The sequence below is a fragment of the Flavobacterium sp. T12S277 genome (assembly GCF_048514875.1).
GTDB lineage: Bacteria > Bacteroidota > Bacteroidia > Flavobacteriales > Flavobacteriaceae > Flavobacterium.
The window spans coordinates 72,820-91,799 of the sequence record NZ_JBLYEG010000019.1 but is presented as its reverse complement, the minus strand read 5'-3'; the positions used below and the strand labels follow the sequence as shown (position 1 = coordinate 91,799).

Here is an 18,980-nt window from a genome sequence, read left to right as displayed (position 1 = left end):
AAAAAATATAGTTTTTAATCAAAACGGAGGTGGTCATTTTGCTCCGGAATTAGGTGGTCATTTTGAACTGGAATCAGGTGCTCACTTTAAAACGGAATGGGGTGATCAATATAACCGGAATTTGCACTTCGTCATGCTCAAAGACCATAAAATCTCAGCTTAAAACCTCCCAAAACTCTAACAAAACCCCAACAAAAACTGTATACTGTGTACAAAAACGTGTAATAATTACACACTTGAAAAACAGCTAAAGCTTCTAATTCGCTAGAAACCAGCGAAAATTAATTATGGCACAACGCTTGCAAAAAGGCATTATATAAAATTCTCTCCAATAAATGAAAATGGAGCATCGGAGGGAAGCAATTAAATAAAAGCCATTAGAAAGCAATCAAATTAGTGTCATATGAAAAGTGAAACCCTAACAACAGAACAGTTTTATACTTCAAATCCAGATCTTAATACCGAACAAGCCTTAAACAGTTCCATTTTTCGTATTAGTAATTCAAATGTAGCTTCGAAGAAAGTAAGCGAGCGCACCAAAAGTAAAACAGGATTGTTTGTGTTGGTAAGCACCTTTGTGTTATTGTTTATCGGAGCTTATTCTGCCTATTATTTACAAGCCGATTTCGATCAGTTTCAGTTGGAGCGAATGAATTCAGACTGGGGATTTCCTTTCCTGGTACTGGCAGGGGTATTGTTTGTATTTCAAGCCGGAGTTTTTCTGTATAATTTATACTTGTATTTTACTTATAAACCAATCGAATCTGTTTCAGATGAAATGTTGCCAACCTGTACCGTGATTGTTCCTGCGTATAACGAAGGGAAACTGGTTTGGGATACTTTGATGAGTTTGGCAGAAAGCGATTTTCCGGAGCAAAAAATGCAAATATTAGCTGTTGACGACGGAAGTAAAGACGATACCTGGTATTGGATGCAGCAAGCTAAAATAAAATTAGGCGATCGTTTGACGATTTTCCAACAACCTGAAAACAAAGGAAAGCGTCATGCCTTACACCGTGGATTCGAATTGGGAACGGGAGAAATCTTTGTTACGGTAGACAGTGATTCCATCGTAAAAAAAGATACCTTAAGAAACTTAGTGAGTCCGTTTGTAGTAGATGAAAAATGTGGTGCAGTTGCCGGAAACGTTCATGTATTGAACAGCAAAAAAGCAATCTTACCAAAAATGCTGAATGTGAGTTTTGTGATGAGTTTTGAATTCATGCGTTCTGCGGAAAGCAGACTGGGTTCAGTGCTTTGTACTCCGGGAGCAGCAGCGGCTTACAGAAAAACTTCGGTTTTTGCTTGTCTGGACGAATGGATCAATCAGACTTTTATGGGACAGCCGTCAGACATTGGTGAAGATCGCGCCATGACCAACATGATTTTGAGACAAGGACAGCATGTACTGTTTCAGAGAAATGCTTATGTGCTTACAAATGTACCAGAAGAATATACCGGATTGTACAAAATGTTTATCAGATGGAGCAGAAGTAATGTGCGTGAGAATATCGCTATGGCGAAATATGTTTTTACAGATTTTAGAGAAGAATCTAAATTTGGAGCCCGACTTTTATTTGTCAATCAATCTTTGAAGATGATTATGGCGTATCCGTTTCTATTTTTTATGTTCTTTTTCATCGCGATGCATCCGTTATTGTTTTTAAGTTCTACACTTTTGGCAATTTTAGTGGTATCAAGTTTCCCGGTATTGTTTTATACGAAAAGATATAATTTTGCCGATTCACTTTGGGCATATTCGTACAGTGTTTTCTATACTTTCAGTTTGTTTTGGATTACACCGTATGCAATAGTTACTGCCAATAAAAAAGGCTGGTTAACCCGAGGATTGGCTTAAAAAAAGAATATTGTAATTAAAAAAATAGAAATTGATTTGTTTTTTTAGGACTCCTGCTCATTTTGAGTGGGAGTTTTTTATTTTTAGAAGATAAGCAATTGGGATTAAAGAAAGAGGGGATATGAATCTGTAAATCCTGGGGTTGTTTTTAACCTCTAAGAACACAAAGGCTTGCGCAAAGATCGACAGAATTAATAACGTACATAATGATGGTGAAAATCTACTGATCAATAGGATGGGAGAACAGGGTAAGCAATCTGAACAATATATTGTGTTTCAATAAAAAAACCTCTAAAGTTTTAACTTCAGAGGTTTCAAATAATTAAAAGGCAGTAACTGTTAGCGCTGTTCTGCGATTACAGATTTATTAAGTTTCAGCACTCGAATTTTTTTATTGGTATTATCAGATAAAAACAAACGATCGTTCAATTGTGCTACACCAACAATACTTCCAAACGGATTTTGTCCTAAAATATCAGAAGCATTGACACTTGCCGTAAAAATACGGTTCATAAAATCTGGTTTTGTGTAAAGACGCAGGTAATTGTTACTTCCTACGTTTTCAGATGTAATAGCCCAGTCTTTCGTAAAACTAACGGCAATAGGTTTTGCATCAAAAGGTACTGTTACCGGTTTTATAGGTTCAGTCAAAGATTGTGCAGCATTGGCTTTGATAGCGTCAATGTTGTAATACAAATAACTTTTAGCATCTCTTCCGGCTACTACTAAATTTCCCGCATCTACATCCATAGAATAAATTTGGTCAAAACCGTTTAGCGTGTTTAATTTGGCGATAGGTTTTAAATTCCACTCGCTGCTTTCGGTAATTTGAGTAGTTTCGAAAACTTTAATCGAGGTTTCTTTTTCTTTTACGAAAACTAAACCATCTCTAACCACAACACCAAAAACGTGTACAAAAGTTTGCCACCATTGGCCGTTTCCAAGCACACTAATTCCGGCATTTGTAGTTTCATCGATTACAAAAAGTCTCGACTCGCGACTTCCAATGTAAATACGACCTTTATCGACAGCGACAGAAGTAATTGCGGCCATCGGGATTGTTGTTGTTCCTTTTTTGTACTCTGTAATGGTTTTGATATGCGCCAAAGTTACCGCGTTGAATACTTCAAGTACATCGCCATTCGCTACATATAGTTTTTCGTTGGCAATCGCAATTCCTTTAGGATCTAAAGTTCCCGTTCCGTTTCCAATTTGAGCAGCCGTTATCGATGCTTCATCGGTTGGATAAAAATAATTGTATGTTGTAGGTTCAGCACCTTCTGAATCTTTGCTGCAACCAACAAAAAGGCAAAGTAATACTAATAAAAATGGTATTTTGTTCATGATAGTTTTATAGGTTATTTCCATTTTCCGTCTTCTTTATATTTTACTAAAAATGGGTTTTTTGGGTCAATTTTAAATACAGGTTTAGTATAAGTCCCTCTTAGATATTCTTTTTTCGTATATCCTTTTAATACATCAGGATCTGTGAAAGGAAGATCATTCAGGTGTATTAAATACCTGTAGAATTGAGCAAACATTTCCTGTTGACCACCGCCTTCGCCACTGTTGGCTAAATTACTACTATGACTGTAACCACTATGGTGTGAATATTCGTGTGACCAAAGAGACATGTCTCCTTTCCAGTGGCCAACGATGTAACCGCCTTCATATTGCGAAGCTAATGCACCTCCGCCCCAGGCAGCACCTCCGCCAACCATGGCCATGTTTAAGGTTCGGCTATCAATGTAGGTATTGTAGGCCTGTTCGATTTGGGCCTTGGTGAGATAATCGTAAACGCCATTAGCATCATCAGCGTTTCCATGCCAGTTTAGAGCACCATTTATGGCAGTTCCGGCAGTCGCTGCCTGTTCTTTTTTGTAGATGTCAAAATTCATGAAAGTATCATAGTAGATCGGATGACTCAGAGCGTAAGAATAATTAATAATCATAGTGACCGCTTCTTTGGCTAAAACAGGATTCATCGGTAAAAACTTTTCAGGATCATCAGCAGGATTATTAAGATGATACTGCGTGCTGAATTGTACTAATCGATTTGATTTGATTTTTTTGAATTTAGCAAATAAGGGATCTGTTGATTCTACTGAAAATTCGATTGCTCCTGAAGAGAAACCATCAATTTTATCAATGGTAACGGCTTTTCCATTTTCAAGCTGATAATCATGCGTTCCGTTAACTAAAGGAATTTGATGTGCCGAACGGTGAAAAGCAGGAACTTTTGTGAATTCAAAAAGTAAAAAACGCTTGTCGTAGTTGGCTAACTTCGCATAGACTTTTACATCTGTAAGTCCAACCGGAGAGTAAAGAGAAATTTGTATAGAATCTTTCCCTTTTTGAATGACTTGCATGGGTTGATTAACACGGAACCAGCGGTCTTTATTGTCATACATTTTTGAAGGACTTTCATTGTCTTCAAACATCGTCATTGGTCGGTTTTCTTTTGGTAAAGTTGTCGCATCAATGGCCGGCAAATAATTGGCTTTGTAATTGTCACCTTTTGAATCATCATCGCTGCATCCGAAAAGTACACCTGCGAAAACGGCAAAAGGTAAAAAATAAGAAATGGTTTTTCTCATAGGATTAGTAGGTAAAAATGGGGTTTATATATAAAATTTGTTGTTGTTTAATGCGTTTTTTAAAGGACCTTATCTTGGGCAGTGCTAAGGCAAAATTAAAAAACATGTTCCTATCTCGTTTGTACTTTATAACAACTGGTATTAGCTATGTAATAACTGGTTGTCTGATTTGTATTTTAAAGCTGCACTATGATAATGCAACCTAAAAAGCCGCTAATATACTTAATAAAAAAATAATCCGGTCAAACGAAATGTTCGTTTTGCAGTTTTAAACAGCTGCTTTTCCGGAGTTTTTGTCAGAAACGAAGATAGGAATGAAAGAAACAAAATACTTTTAAATTTGTTTAAAAGCCTTTAGGTTTTGTGTAGAAAAATAGAGCGTTTGTGATTGCTGTTAAGGGCTTTTATTTCCTTATTCAGATAAAATAGACTACAATCAAGATGTTTAATGCATATTAGTTCTGAGAATGGTAACTGATTGAATGCTAATAGGATCAAGTTGTAAAAGAGGATATTCGGGTGGGTTTTTGAATCTGTTTCTTTTTTATCAAAAAAATATAAATAAAAGAATGTTCATTCATTTATTGTTTTATATTTGTAGCAAAATAATCAGTATGAGAGCAAGAGATGTCGACAAGGAAAAATTGGTAATCGAAATGGCAATTGACCAGATTGTTCAGGAAGGATTTCAGGGTTTTAGTATGAACAAGCTCGCGAAGGCCTGTTCTATTTCAGTTGGCACGCTCTACATTTATTACAAAGACAAAGATGATTTGATTCAAAAAATAGGTGCCATTATTGCGCTGAAGTTTTTTACCAGCACCGTGAAAAACTTTTCGCCCGAAATGTCATTTGAGGAAGGTTTATGGAAACAGTGGGAAAACCGCGCCAACTTTACCATGAAGTATCCCAAGGAAGTTGCATTTTTTGAAATTGTCAAACATTCACCTCATTCAGAAATCATTTTGGATTCTATTCAGGAGTTTGCAGATTTTAGAAGGATTATGAAGATGTTTATTGATAACGGCTTGCGCAACAACGAGCTGATTCCGATGACATTTGAGGCTTTTTGGAGTGTTGCCTACGGGCCTTTGTACACCTTATTAAATTTACATACTGAAGGGAAGAGTATGGGAGGGAAACCCTTTAAACTTACCCGGGAAATTATGAAAGAAGCCTTTCAGGCCACTGTAAAAGGACTAAAACCATGAAAAATTATGGAAACAAATTTAAATACAATACATATTTTTAAAACCAATATTGGGGATCAGGATCCCGATTGTCCCATTCGTCAAAAACTCAACAATCATTCAGACATTCAACAATGGAGCATTGACTGCGAAGATGTTGATTGTGTACTCAGGATTGTTTCGAAAACATTACAACCCGAAACAATTATAGGTATGGTCACTGAATTTGGCCATGAATGTCAGGAGTTAGACTAAACTAATACATTTATAAACAATGAAAAAAAACACTACAGAAAGCCCGGCTTTCTCTTCACACCAAAAAATCATTATTGCGATACTGGCACTTTTGCAGTTTACGGTTATACTTGATTTTATGGTTATCTCTCCTTTAGGAGACATTTTAATGAAAACCCTGAATATGACAACGGCTAACTTTGGTTTTACCGTTTCTGCTTACGCTTTTAGTGCGGGAGCTTCAGGACTACTTGCTGCAGGTTTTGCAGACAAATTTGACCGAAAGAAACTTTTAATTTTCTTTTACATCGGATTTATCATCGGTACGGTTTTCTGCGCACTTTCAACCAGTTATATGATGCTTTTATGGGCAAGGATTGTAACCGGACTTTTTGGAGGTGTAATCGGATCAGTTTCTTTGGCAATTGTAACCGATTTGTTTGTAATTCACCAACGTGGACGCGTAATGGGATTTATACAAATGGCATTTGCCTCCAGTCAGATTTTAGGAATTCCGGTAGGATTGTACTTTGCGAATAACTGGGGATGGCATTCGGCTTTTATTATGATTGCGGTTCTGGCAGTATTGATTCTTATTGGGATCATTACACAAATGGAACCGATTACCAAACATTTAGAAGTGCAGTCAGACAAAAGTCCTTTCTTGCATTTATGGCATACCCTTAGCAACAAACATTACCAGATTGGTTTTATGTCTATTGCTTTTCTCTCTGTAGGAGGTTTTATGCTACAGCCATTTGGAAGCGCATTTTTAGTGAATAATATTCATATCAGTCAGCTCGAATTGCCGATGGTCTTTTTCTTTACCGGACTTTCGGTACTTTTTATCATGCCTTTGGTGGGTAAATTAAGTGACAAAGTAAGTAAGTTTAAACTGTTTGCGGCAGGATCAATACTCTCTGTCGTTATGATTATTATTTATACCAATCTTGGCCCTGTACCCTTATGGGAAATCGTAGTGCTTACTATGATTATGTTTATGGGAATCATGAGCCGAATGATCCCGGCCACAACGTTAAACACCGCTATTCCCGGACTGGAAGATCGTGGTGCTTATATGTCGATCTCTTCTTCCCTGCAACAAATTGCAGGCGGAATTGCAGCGGTTTGTGCCGGATTTATTGTACATCAGAAAACAAAGACGTCTCCTCTGGAAAACTATGATATTTTAGGATATGTAATTGCGGTGATTACACTTTCGACAATATTTTTGATATGGAGAGTAAATAAGTTAGTACAATCAAAAGATACAGCTGTTCCCACTCCGGTTCCGGAAATGGCAGAAGTTTAATTTTTTAGATTTCAAATCATAAGAAAGCTTGTCCGTTAATGACAAGCTTTTTTGTGTATAAGCATTTTAGATTGAGTTATAATCGAAAAGTCGTTTCTGCCTGATCAATAAAAATTCTGAATCTTAATTCAACGCTGATTTAACGGATTCGCTTTCGCGAAGACACTGATAAAAACGGATTTTAAAATTAAAAATCTTTTAAATGCGGTAAGAATCCGTTTTCATTCGCATTTTTACGGAGTAAACCCGTTTTATCCGCGTCGAATAAAAGGAAGTATTTAAAATATCTGTCCTTTATTGTATTACTAAACTGGGAGTCGATGATTAAGGTTTAATTTTTCTCTTCCAATACCAATAAACCGATAAAGCGTTTATAAGAGCCAGTGCCCATAAAATCGGACTTGTAAAAAAGCTTACATAACTTCTTCCTTCGGGAATTTCAACAAAAGGAACGGTTATCAAAACATCTAATAATAATGCTGTTGCAGACATTAGTATTCCAAGTGTAAAACCGTTGGTATTGTATTTTTTCTGATAATAAAATTTTGCACCGGCTATAGCATAAAAAACAATAAGTACCATAACGATGGCGGCTTGTATTAGAAAATAATCTTTCAGAAGTGGAGTATTATCCAAAAGATAAAAGGAAATACTAACGCACAACCAAACTATAAATCCTGAAAAGATTCCTCTGCTATATTTCATAATTCAGGTTTTAGGAGTTCCAGATTGCTGTTTTGGCTGTTTCTTTTGCGTAGACAGAAAAATCTTTTGCTTTTCTGCCCAGAATATTTTCTATATCCGATGTAATACTGGAATTTCGGTCATCCAAAACCTGCTCAAAAAGATAGTTGATCAGCCAAATATGATCTTCGGGAATTTGATATTCCTTCAACATTCCAATATACTCTTCCAAAGATAATCCCTGAAAAGTGATATTTCGCCCGCTGGCTTCGGCGATTTCGTTTACCGCTTGTTTGAAAGTCAATAGTCGCGGACCGGTAAGTTCATAAGTTTTTCCGTTGTGTTTATCCTCTACCAGAGCGGCGGTCACTACATCGGCAATATCATCGGCATCGGTAAAAGGTTCCAATGCTTCAGCTCTTGGTAAGGCAACAATCCCGGCTAGTATGGGATCCAGAAAGAAGCTTTCACTAAAGTTTTGATTGAACCAGCTGGCACGAACAATGGTCCAGTTTTTAGCCGTACTTTTTACAATTTCCTCGCAAAGCTGTGCTTCTTTTTCACCTCTTCCGGAAAGTAAAACCATTTTTTGAACACCAGATTTTGTCGCAAGCTGCGTAAAATTCTGAATAGTATTCACTGCTGAAGGAATGGCTAAGTCAGGCTGGAAGGTAATATAAACCGTATCTATGCCCAGAAGAACAGTCTCCCAGGTTTCTGGTTTTTCCCAATCGAAAGGTATTTTTTCATTGCGGGACCCCAAACGGACTTCAACGCCCTCAATTTGTTCTAATCTTTCGGCTACTCTGCGTCCTGTTTTTCCATTAGATCCCAGGACTAAAATTTTGGTGTTTTTCATATCAGTATTTTTTAAAGGATTACTGATACAAAGTTGTTTAGATTAAAACGGAATCATTTGTCCGAAAAGAATTATGATTTGTTTGAAAAGAATTGTTGCCGAACTTCATTTGGACGCATACCAAATTTTTTATGAAAGGCATTCGAAAAAGAACTCAGACTGTCATAACCAACTTCCCAAGCCGATTCTTGGACTGTTTTTTCGTTGTCTCGAAGTAATTCGTAAGCTTTGTGAAGTCTTTCTTCCTGAACAAATTTGAAGACCGGAATACCAAAAAGTTCTTTGAAATTCTTTTTGAGTTTATTACTGTTTAAACCCACCATTTGTGACAATTGAGTGATCGATGGAGGCTTCGAATAGCTATTGGTTACAATTTCTTTTGCTTTAAAAAGTTTGTTTTTGTCCATTTCCGAAAGGTCGATTTTGGTACCTGTTGCCAAAAGTGCATAAAAATGGGCCAGCAGTTCATTGACCTGACTTTTTAAAAACAACAATCTCGTATTGCCGGTATAAGTGGTGTTGAAAATTTTCTGAACAGCCAATTGCATTTCCAAAGTCATATAAAAAGAAGGACCCTTAACAAAATGCTCCCGCGGATTTAATAATTCTGGAAGATAGTTTTCGAAAATTTCTTTCTCAGCCTGAGGTAAGGAATGCAGGTGTTTTGGTTTGGTGAAGATACTGATGGACTGTAAAGGTTTGTCCGGTTCTATTTTATGGGAGAATGCTACCTTTTGATTGCCAAAAAAACAAATTGCTAAGCCCGTTGTATTGGTCAGATATTTAGTTTGATCGTTATGCTTGATCTCCAGTTCGACATTGCCCGAACCATAAAAGGCAAAACCAACGGCATCTCCGTCGATTTCGCATTGCTGTACGAAAGGTTTGGAAGTGTTGGATTGTTCGATTAAAACAATAAAATCATTTAATTCTATAATATCTGTTGTCATTGGTTTTTAAGGATTTGACTCAAAAAGAGGTGAAAAGTTACCATTTATTTTTAATATGTGCCATTCCTACGGAATTCAAAGCATATGATGTCGTTTTGTTCAACGGATTAAAATCCGTTGTTACAATATCCGTCGTTCCTCTGGAACTTTAGGGCTAGAGCCTTTGGCTCGATTAATTTTGTAGGGATGGATTTTAATCCATCCAAAATAAATCGGCCGGGAGAATTGAATTCCGTAGGAATGACCTATGTTAATGTGTATAATATGTGCCATTCCTACGGAATTCAAATCGTGTAATATCATTTTATCCAACGGATTAAAATCCGTTGTTAAAAGATGAGTCGTTCCTTCGGAACTTTACGAAATTTTGATGATGTGTTTGTTTTGTTTTCGATGGATTAAAATCCATTGTTACAATATGAGTCGTTCCTTCGGAACTTTACGAAATTTTGATAATGTGTATGCTTTGTTTTCTATGGATTAAAATCTGTTGTTACGATATGGGCGGTTCTTCGGAACTATTGGAGAAGAGCCCTCGGCTCGACTAAATTTTGTAGCAACGGATTTTAATCCGTTGCTACAAAATTATCATAACAATTGAATTCCGTAGGAATGGCACATATTAAAAGCGCCAATCTACACATCCCAATTTGTTTTGATTGTGAAAACATTGTCTGAATTTTAAAACAAAAAAGCCTCCCCAAAAAATAATTTGGGGAGGCTTCTTTTTTAAGTCAGAGATTTTATAATCGACCAACTTGTGAACAAAATAAAGGTATTGTATTGAATTAGTAAGCTAAAATTTCCAACGCACGAAAGCTTCCATTGCGGCATAGTGGGACAAACCTAATTGATTGTACAATTGCGCTGTTTCGCTGTTTCGGTCCTCGGCTCTTTGCCAAAATTCTCTGGCATCGGTTCCCTGAAAGACCACGCCGTCTTTTTGAGACTGATGTTTGAAGATTCCGTGGCGTTTTGCCAGTACCTGATCGGGACTCATGGGTACCGCCATTTCAACCTCGTCGATTCCCCATTCCTGCCATGCCCCGCGATACAGCCAAACCCAGCAATCGTTCATAAAAGGTTTCAATTTCAGCGCTTTTACGGCTTCAAAGATTGCGTCCAGACATACTTTATGTGTTCCGTGCGGATCGGCCAGATCTCCTGCGGCGTAGATTTGATGTGGTTGGATTTTTTCAATTAAATCCATAGTCAGTTGGATATCTTCTTTGCCTAAAGGTCTTTTCTCAATCGCTCCCGTTTCGTAAAAGGGAAGTTCCATAAAATGAATCTGTTCATCGGGTAAACCTACAAAATGACTGGTGGCACGTGCTTCTCCTTTTCGGATTAGGCCTTTTAAATATCGAACTTCGGGAATATCTATTTCGCTTGCTTTTTTATTTTTTAAGAAGTTTGCGGCTTTTTTGTAGATGTCTTCAGCTTCGGTACTTTTTATGGTAAACTTGTCGTTGTAATCGCAAACAAATCTAGCAAATCTCAAGGCTTCATCATCAGCCACGGCGATATTTCCTGAGGTTTGATAGGCAACGTGCACTTCGTGACCTTGTTGCTGAAGGCGCATAAAAGTTCCCCCCATACTGATAATATCATCATCGGGATGCGGACTAAAAATCAATACTTTTTTTCGGGTCGGTTCAGCTCTTTCCGGGCGATTGTGATCGTCAGCATTTGGTTTGCCTCCGGGCCAGCCCGTAATTGTATTTTGAAGTTTGTTGAATATCTTGATGTTGATGTCGTATGCCGGACCTGAATCGGCCAGTAAGTCGCTCATTCCGTTCTCGATATAATCGGCGTCGGTAAGCATCAAAATTGGCTTTTTTAAATCCAGTGCCAATCCTAAAACCGCTTTCCGGATTAGTTTATCGGTCCAGACAATTTTCTCGACCAGCCAGGGTCTGTTGATGCGGGTTAGTTTGGAGGAAGCTTCCCGGTCCAGTACAAAAACGGCATTGTTGTGTTCCTGTAAAAAGGAGGCCGGAATTTGATTGGTGACTTCTCCTTCAACCGATTTTTTAATGATGTTGGATTTCCCTTCTCCCCAAGCCATTAAAATGACCTGTTTGGCTTCCATTATTTTTTTAACTCCAAGTGTAATCGCTGTTCTTGGGGTGTTGCTTAGACCCGAAAAATCTCCGCTGGCAGCCACTCTCGTAATATGATCCAGTGCTACCAGACGTGTTTTGGAGTTTTGTAACGATCCGGATTCATTAAATCCAATATGACCATTTCCGCCAATTCCAAGAATTTGCAGATCGATGCCTCCCAAAGCTTCGATTTTGACTTCGTAATTGTGACAGTAATCTGCGATTTCTTCTTTGGATAATGTTCCGTCAGGGATATGGTAGTTTTCGGGTAAAATATCTACCTGATCCAACAGCAGTTCTTTCATAAATCGAACGTAGCTGTTGATGGAGTCCGGTTCCATCGGATAATATTCGTCCAAATTGAAAGTAATCACGTTTTTAAAACTTAAACCTTCTTCTTTGTGCAAACGAACCAGTTCGGCATACAATCCTTTTGGAGAAGAACCGGTCGCTAAACCTAATATACAGGATTCGTTGTTTTTTTGTTTGGATTGAATTAGCGCTGCGATTTGTCGTGCTAGTGCTTTAGAGGCTTCCGTTGAATTTTCGAAAACAACTGTATTGATATTTTCAAATCGTTTCTCGAAGCCCGTTGCTTTATCTATGGTGCTTTTTATCATTTTAATTTGTTTTTAACCTTTTAGAATTGATGTTCAAAGGTTTATAGTACTAGTTTTCGTTAGAAGGTTTTCCTATTGTCGCTAATATTCCACCGTCGACATACACGATATGACCGTTTACAAAATCACTTGCTTTCGAACTTAAAAAGATCGCAGCCCCTTGCAAATCATCAGGATTTCCCCAGCGGCCTGCGGGAGTTCTTCCGATAATAAATTCATTAAACGGATGACCGTTTACTCTAATAGGTGCCGTCTGGCTTGTGGCGAAGTAGCCCGGGCCAATTCCATTAGTCTGAATATTGAATTTTGCCCATTCGGTAGCCATGTTTTTGGTTAGCATTTTTAGTCCGCCTTTAGCAGAAGCGTAGGCACTTACAGAGTCTCTTCCCAGTTCACTCATCATCGAACACATGTTGATGATTTTTCCTCCTCCACGGGCAATCATTCCTTTTGCTACATTTTTAGATACAATAAAAGGTCCAGTCAGATCTACTTTTATTACTGCTTCAAAATCGGCAACTTCCATTTCTATGATTGGAGTTCTTTTGATAATTCCGGCATTATTTATTAATATATCGATTGGTCCTACTTCAGCCTCAATTTTGCTGATGGCAGCAATTACAGCCGCTTCGTCTGTTACATCAAACAGGTACCCGAAGGCTTCAATTCCTTCCGATTTGTATTCGGCAATTGCGTTATCAACAGCTTCTTGTGAGGAATGGTCGTTTACTACAATTTTTGCTCCTGCATGTCCAAGTCCTTTGGCCATAGCCATTCCTAAACCATGAACTCCTCCTGTAATGAGTGCTGTTTTTCCCGTTAAATCAAATAAGTTAATTGACATTTTTTGTTTGTTTTTGGTTATTAGTAATTTTTAATTTGTTTTTATTTCCTTGGCGGCATTTATTTTTAGAACATTCGTCACTTTAAAATAGCTGCCACAGATTAAAAGGATTTAATGTTTTGAAAGTTTCTGTAACAGATTCACCGATTAGAGGAGTTAATCCTTAAAATCATTCGAATCTGTGGCTATAAAAATGCACGCCATGTGTTATGATTTTGTTTTGCAGCTATTTTGCACTGATTGTTAAAGGATTTTTAAGCTCTTCATTAAAATGATCGAGGTAACTGAACCATTGTTTGGCCGTGGTGATTTTTCCAGCTTTGTCCCAGACTGCACCTGTGTAATAGACTAAAGGCTCGTTGTTTTTGACATAGGTTTTGGTCAGTAATTGTTCTTTGTTGACCCACATAATAGTTGCCGGGGTTGTTAGTATCGAACCCAGTCCGGTAGTACCTTCTTTGTCAAAAGCAGGTTCCCAATATCCCATTATGCCTTGCTGTTCGTTTAAGGAAAGAATACCTGCTTTTTCCCGTCTGATAATTCCAACAACTACCGGCAGTGGATTTTTATCGTCAAACGTATAAATATTCTCAATTCGGTTGAGTTGTGAACCGGCATCTATAGAAATGATTTTTGTGGCTTTAACCTTTATACCGCCGGCATTCCAGGAATCAAAAGTGAGCTGAAAAGTGGTGCGTAAAGGCCCTTTGTCCAGTATTTTCCATTGGTGATAATTGCCGGAATATCGGATGGTATCTTTTACATAGGGAGCCATATTTCCTGCTCCTAAAGTGTGTCCCACATGATAATAATCTAATCCGTCACCATGGTCGATGTGATAATCGTTGCGTTTGTAGCGGTCGTTTACGACTAATTTATCGGTTCGTTTCACCCATACATCATAACCGTAAGCATCGCCTTCTGTTTTTTCAAGCGCCTTTCCATAGGCACGGAAGGCAATTTTATCATTTTCCCAGGCAAAATCATCCAGACGTTCCGGAACGTAACGGGCATAGGTTTTGACAGCAAAAACTTCCGGTTTTCCTTTTTGAATGGAAAGATTCAGCGATGCTTTTGCTTTTAAATCAATTTGTACCAGTAGATTTTGAATGGCAGCATTCCCGTGATGTTCTAACTGATAGGAGATCTGTTTTTTGGTGAGGGGATTCAATACGACAAAGTTAGCCGTGTCAATTTTCGGATAGGAGGAAAGTACTGTTTTCCAGGGGATGGCTACAACTGTTTCTTTGCGGTCGAAAGCTGAATTATTTTGAAGGATTACCGTTGCTTTTGTTTGTGCAACTAAGGTGATTGGCAAAATAAAAGCCAGTATAAGAAGGAGTTTCATTATTTTCATAAAGGGTATTTTAATTTTTAAACGTTGATTTGGGATTGGCATTTTTTTCAATAAAACAGTTCCGTTAAGACATAGTTTGGACCTTCCTGTTCCAAAATGAATGTTTCATCTGAACAGGATTATGATTTTCAAAACTGAAATTCGGGATTGTTTGGAGGCTTTTTAAAACCTTATTTTAGCGGATGGCTAAGGTTGCAGTATCAGGTTTTAGCGGTTTTGTTGTGTTCTTTTTGCATGATATAGTCGTTTGTGTTGTTGTAATTATTCTTGTGGAGGGTCGATTTTGGCCAAATATTCGCTAGGCATACAGCCATAATGCTGTTTAAAAGCCGTAGAGAAATAAGAAGGCGAGTTGAAACCGCACATGTATGTAATCTGTGCAATGGTGTAACGTTTGCTTTGCATCAGCTCGACTGCTTTTTTAAATCGGATTCGTTTGATAAAGTCCATAGCCGATTCTCCGGTAATGGCTTTTAGTTTTAAATACAGGTTCGATCGGCTCATTCCGATTTCTTTACTAAACTGATCCACCGAAAATTCCGAATTCGCCAAATGGTCTTCTACAATACGAATGGCCTGTTTTAAGAACTCCTCGTCCAGGGTATTAAAAGCAATATTTTCAGGAACCATTTCTTTTCCAACAGAGTAATATTCTTTCAGTCGTTTGCGGGAGCGCAGCAGGTTGGTGATTTTTGCTGCTAGCAAAGGTGTCGAAAACGGTTTGGTAATATAATCGTCGGCACCCATCTCGAGTCCTTTAATTTGCTGGCTGGTCTCGGTTCTTGCGGTTAAAAGCATCAACGGAATATGCGACGTATTGATGTTTTGTTTGACGCGTTTGCAAAAATGCAGACCATCAAGCTCGGGCATCATGACATCGCTGATGATCAGATCAAAAGGGTGAAGTTCCAGAAGTTCCAGCGCCATTTGGCCGTCGTAGGCCACGGTAACGTCGTATATTTTACTGAAATAATCCTGCAAATAATCTAAAATTTCTCTGTTATCGTCTACAATAAGAAGTTTTATTGGCTGATTGCTCTCAATCACTTCATTTTCTTCCGGCAGTAAGGCATCTTCATTTTCAAGGTCATTGTCGGAGAGTATAGACAAGTCGTAAGCTGATTCTTCAATGTGCTGATCGTTTTTGTAAACAGCATCTGAAATAGGAATGGTTACAATAAAACTGCTTCCTTCCTGCATTTTGCTTTCGGCGGTAATTTCACCATGATGCAATTCGACCAGGCGTTTGGTAAAGGCCAAACCAACACCGGAACCCAAATTCATTTCGCGATTGTTTACCTGATAGAAACGGTCGAAAACCTTAGATAAATCTTCCGCACTAATTCCGACCCCCGTGTCAGTGACTTTTATTTGTACCGTATCATTTTTCTTCACTAAAGTTACCGCAATACTTTGCCCTGTTTTAGTGTATTTAAAGGCATTGGATAAAAGATTGAACAGTATCTTCTCCATGGCATCTTTGTCAAAATAAAACGGCAGCTGCGGCTCTTCAGAATGATAGGTATAGTGAATGCTGTTTTTCTCTGAAAGCGGTTTAAAAGATTCAAAAATCTCCTGAGTGAAACCCACTAGATCAGCTTTACCTACTTTTAATTGTCGGGTACCCATTTCGGTTTTTCTAAACTCAAAAAGCTGATCGACCAAGTTATAGAGTCTTTTGGCATTGATAAACATTAATTCATGTTTCTTTTTGGAAACTTTATCGGCAAACGGCATTTTTAAAAGTTCTTCCAGAGGTGCTAAAATCAGGGTTAGAGGTGTTCTTAATTCATGAGAAACATTGGTAAAGAAATCCATTTTTACCTGATTGATGTAGCTTACGCGCTCTTTATCAATTCGTTCCAATTTTAATTGCTGAACGGCTTTTATTCGTTCTTTAATAATTTTAAAACCAATATAGGCTGCCGTACCAATGATGGTAAGTAACAACAGTGAAAACCAGATGGTTTTGTACCAGGGCGGAAGAATGACAATTTTTAGGTTTCTAACGGCACTCATCTCTCCGTTGGGCCCAATGGCTTTGATTTGGAAATTGTATTTTCCTGCAGGCAAGTTGCTGTAACTTACTTTAAGTTCATCGCTTCGCTGCCAGTCTTTGTCGATTCCTTCCAACTTGTAATAATAATAAGTCCGATTGGAAGAAATGTAATTAAACGTATTAAAAAAGATACTGAATTGTTTGTATTCAGGTCCAATTTCCAATTCGTTGGTCTGATCAATATGTTCTTCGAGTATGTCGGTATCGTCACCGGCCGCAACGGTTTTGTTTAATACTTCTAAAGCGGTAAAACTTAATTTTAAAGGAAGTGGCTGCTGTTTTACCATGGCAGGATAAAAATACGAGAGCCCTTTAATTCCGCCAAAAAGCAGCATGCCGTCTTTGGCTTTGCAAAAGGCATAATCGTTGAATTGTTTGTTTTGTAAACCGTCACTTTCGTCAAAAGTCTGTACAAAACCATTGTCAGGATTAAATTTGATTAATCCGCTGTTGGTCGAAATCCACAAACTTCCTTCATCGTCCGGAATGATACCGTAAATGGTTTCTTTGACGAAATCTTTGCGGGCTTTAATCGTTTTGAAAGATTCCTGCGTTTCATCATACAAACGCAATCCTTCGCGGGTGCCAATCCAGATTCGGTGTTTTGAATCTTCGGTGACACAGTTTACAATATCATCACTTAATTTGCCATGACCAATAGCCGCAAATAAATTGGTGTCCGGATAAAAAAGTGTTACGCCATTGGTCGTTCCAATCCAGATTCGGTGTTTGCTGTCTTCAAAAAGAAAGGTAATATCGTCTGACGCAAGCCGCTTTCCTGCCTTGTCTAAATGGAGGTGTGTAAACGATTTTGTTTCGGGATGAAACTGGTCTAAACCTGATCGGGTACCTACCCAGATACGGCCTTTCGAATCTTTTAACAGACTGTAAACCAAATCACCTGTAATCGTGTTGGCATTGTTTTCGTCGTGGCGAAAACGCTGTGCAAAACCGGTATTCGGGTTGAGTACATTTAATCCGCCGTTGTGCGTACCTATTAATACATTTCCATTATCATCAAATTCGATGGCTTTGATATTGTTCGAACTTAAACTGTTTGGGTTGTTTTCGCTATTTGAAAAATAACTGATGGTGTTGGCATTTTTGTTCCAGTAATTTACGCCTTTGTCATTACTTCCAATCCAGAAATTGCCTTTTGCATCCTGTTTGATGGCACCAATAACCTCATCATTCAAAGAGGGTTTCCCGGAGTTTTGACTTAAGAGATTGAATTTTATATCGCTTTTATGGTAATAATTTAAACCTCCGTAATAGGTTCCGAGCCAGATTCCGTTTTGTTTGTCTTTAAAGAAACAGCGAACAGAGTTTTGACTGATGGTGTAAGGCTGTGCTATCTGATGGTAATAGTTGCTGAAAGTGTTGGTTTTAGGATTAAAAACGGTAAGGCCCTTAAAAGTTCCGAGCCAAATATTTCCCTCCGTATCTTTCCCCACACATCTGATATTGTTATCAGCAATACTGTTTGCTCCGGAGGTGTGGAGCAGTGCGCTAACCTGACCGTTTTCGGCATTGTACCGAATGACACCTTCGCCTTCGGTGGCCACCCACAACTGTTTAGCGTCGGCATAGACAGCATTGATATACGGTTTTTTAGCGCCCAGATTAATTCGTATCAGCTGATGCGAATTGGGGTTTAGTTTGAAAAGACCAACATCTGTTCCGAGAATTATTTGTTTTTGCCAAAGACCGATGTAGGCAATTTTTTTGATTTCATGTGAAGAAGCATTAAATCGGATGGCTGTGAAATTTTGTTCTTCGGGATGCAGTACAAAAACTTCTCCGGTAATCGAAGTGGCCCAGATTTTATGGGCAGCGTCTTCTGTGATCGAAGAGATGTACCATTCGCCAATACTTCGCGGAAGTTTGTAATTGGTGAAGCTGTCCGTATTGTAATTGTAAACGCTAATTCCCTGATTACCGCCCACCCACAATTGTCCTTTGTGATCGGTAAACAAACTTCGAATGTAGTACGACTGCAAACTGTTTTTAACATTCCTGATCGGACGATATACTTTGAAACCCTTACTGTCATAACGATTTAGCCCGTCCTGCGTACCAATCCAGATAAAGCCAAGTGTGTCCTGTGCAATGGCAAAAACAGAACTTTGCGAGAGCCCCTTATCAACCGAAATTGTACGGAAGTATCGATCCTGTACCTGAGCCTGACTTTTAGTGGCAAAAAGGATAAGATAGAAAAGCACAGCTATGGCAATCGTTTTCTTCATGAAGGTTTCAATTTTAATGGTTTGGTTCGTGTTTAATAGGTTATTGGTAATTTAACTCTAAATTT

13 protein-coding genes are annotated in these 18,980 nt (G+C 38.3%); 4 read left to right on the top strand and 9 right to left on the bottom strand.

Annotated elements, in window-relative coordinates; translation table 11 throughout:
* Nucleotides 1-403: 403 nt before the first annotated feature.
* The gene (locus ACN1CN_RS20845; RefSeq protein ID WP_419137357.1) at nt 404-1,858 is read left to right on the top strand and encodes a glycosyltransferase family 2 protein; all 1,455 of its coding nucleotides are present in this window, start codon (nt 404-406) and stop codon (nt 1,856-1,858) included.
* A 339-nt stretch (nt 1,859-2,197) separates the two neighbouring features.
* On the opposite strand, the gene ACN1CN_RS20840 is transcribed toward ACN1CN_RS20845, so the two are convergent.
* A complete protein-coding gene (locus ACN1CN_RS20840) occupies nt 2,198-3,226 on the bottom strand; it encodes a hypothetical protein (RefSeq protein ID WP_419137355.1) in 1,029 nt (342 codons plus the stop codon).
* Complete coding sequence (locus ACN1CN_RS20835) at nt 3,217-4,455, bottom strand: hypothetical protein (protein WP_419137353.1); 1,239 nt, start codon at nt 4,453-4,455, stop codon at nt 3,217-3,219. Before ACN1CN_RS20835 ends, ACN1CN_RS20840 begins: the two co-directional genes overlap by 10 nt.
* Before the next feature lie 614 nt (nt 4,456-5,069).
* Here ACN1CN_RS20835 and ACN1CN_RS20830 point away from each other — a divergent pair.
* The 3 genes from ACN1CN_RS20830 to ACN1CN_RS20820 are packed head-to-tail and all read left to right on the top strand — an operon-like array spanning nt 5,070 to nt 7,191.
* Nucleotides 5,070-5,666 (top strand): TetR/AcrR family transcriptional regulator, encoded by a 597-nt coding sequence (locus ACN1CN_RS20830; RefSeq protein ID WP_264524855.1) that lies wholly within the window; start codon nt 5,070-5,072, stop codon nt 5,664-5,666.
* A gap of 6 nt (nt 5,667-5,672) precedes the next feature.
* Nucleotides 5,673-5,900 carry a hypothetical protein gene (locus ACN1CN_RS20825; protein ID WP_419137350.1) on the top strand — a complete coding sequence of 76 codons (228 nt, stop codon included), beginning with the start codon at nt 5,673-5,675 and terminating at the stop codon, nt 5,898-5,900.
* A gap of 19 nt (nt 5,901-5,919) precedes the next feature.
* Nucleotides 5,920-7,191 (top strand): MFS transporter, encoded by a 1,272-nt coding sequence (locus tag ACN1CN_RS20820; protein ID WP_264524853.1) that lies wholly within the window; start codon nt 5,920-5,922, stop codon nt 7,189-7,191.
* Between the two features lie 324 nt (nt 7,192-7,515).
* Here ACN1CN_RS20820 and ACN1CN_RS20815 read toward each other — a convergent pair whose 3' ends face one another.
* From ACN1CN_RS20815 to ACN1CN_RS20785, 7 genes are all read right to left on the bottom strand, one after another.
* On the bottom strand, nt 7,516-7,896 hold the full coding sequence (locus tag ACN1CN_RS20815; RefSeq protein WP_419137348.1) for a DUF5367 family protein: 381 nt from the start codon (nt 7,894-7,896) through the stop codon (nt 7,516-7,518).
* A 10-nt stretch (nt 7,897-7,906) separates the two neighbouring features.
* Nucleotides 7,907-8,734, bottom strand: coding sequence for an SDR family oxidoreductase (locus ACN1CN_RS20810; RefSeq protein ID WP_419137346.1), 828 nt, complete (start codon nt 8,732-8,734; stop codon nt 7,907-7,909).
* A gap of 71 nt (nt 8,735-8,805) precedes the next feature.
* A complete protein-coding gene (locus tag ACN1CN_RS20805) occupies nt 8,806-9,684 on the bottom strand; it encodes a helix-turn-helix domain-containing protein (RefSeq protein ID WP_419137344.1) in 879 nt (292 codons plus the stop codon).
* A gap of 796 nt (nt 9,685-10,480) precedes the next feature.
* A complete protein-coding gene (nagB, locus tag ACN1CN_RS20800; RefSeq protein ID WP_419137342.1) occupies nt 10,481-12,409 on the bottom strand; it encodes a glucosamine-6-phosphate deaminase in 1,929 nt (642 codons plus the stop codon).
* A 49-nt stretch (nt 12,410-12,458) separates the two neighbouring features.
* A complete protein-coding gene (locus ACN1CN_RS20795) occupies nt 12,459-13,253 on the bottom strand; it encodes a gluconate 5-dehydrogenase (protein ID WP_419137340.1) in 795 nt (264 codons plus the stop codon).
* 226 nt (nt 13,254-13,479) lie between these two features.
* Complete coding sequence (locus ACN1CN_RS20790) at nt 13,480-14,610, bottom strand: DUF4861 family protein (protein WP_419137338.1); 1,131 nt, start codon at nt 14,608-14,610, stop codon at nt 13,480-13,482.
* A gap of 261 nt (nt 14,611-14,871) precedes the next feature.
* Nucleotides 14,872-18,915, bottom strand: a complete 4,044-nt coding sequence (locus ACN1CN_RS20785; protein ID WP_419137336.1) for a hybrid sensor histidine kinase/response regulator transcription factor — start codon at nt 18,913-18,915, stop codon at nt 14,872-14,874.
* Nucleotides 18,916-18,980 lie beyond the last annotated feature (65 nt).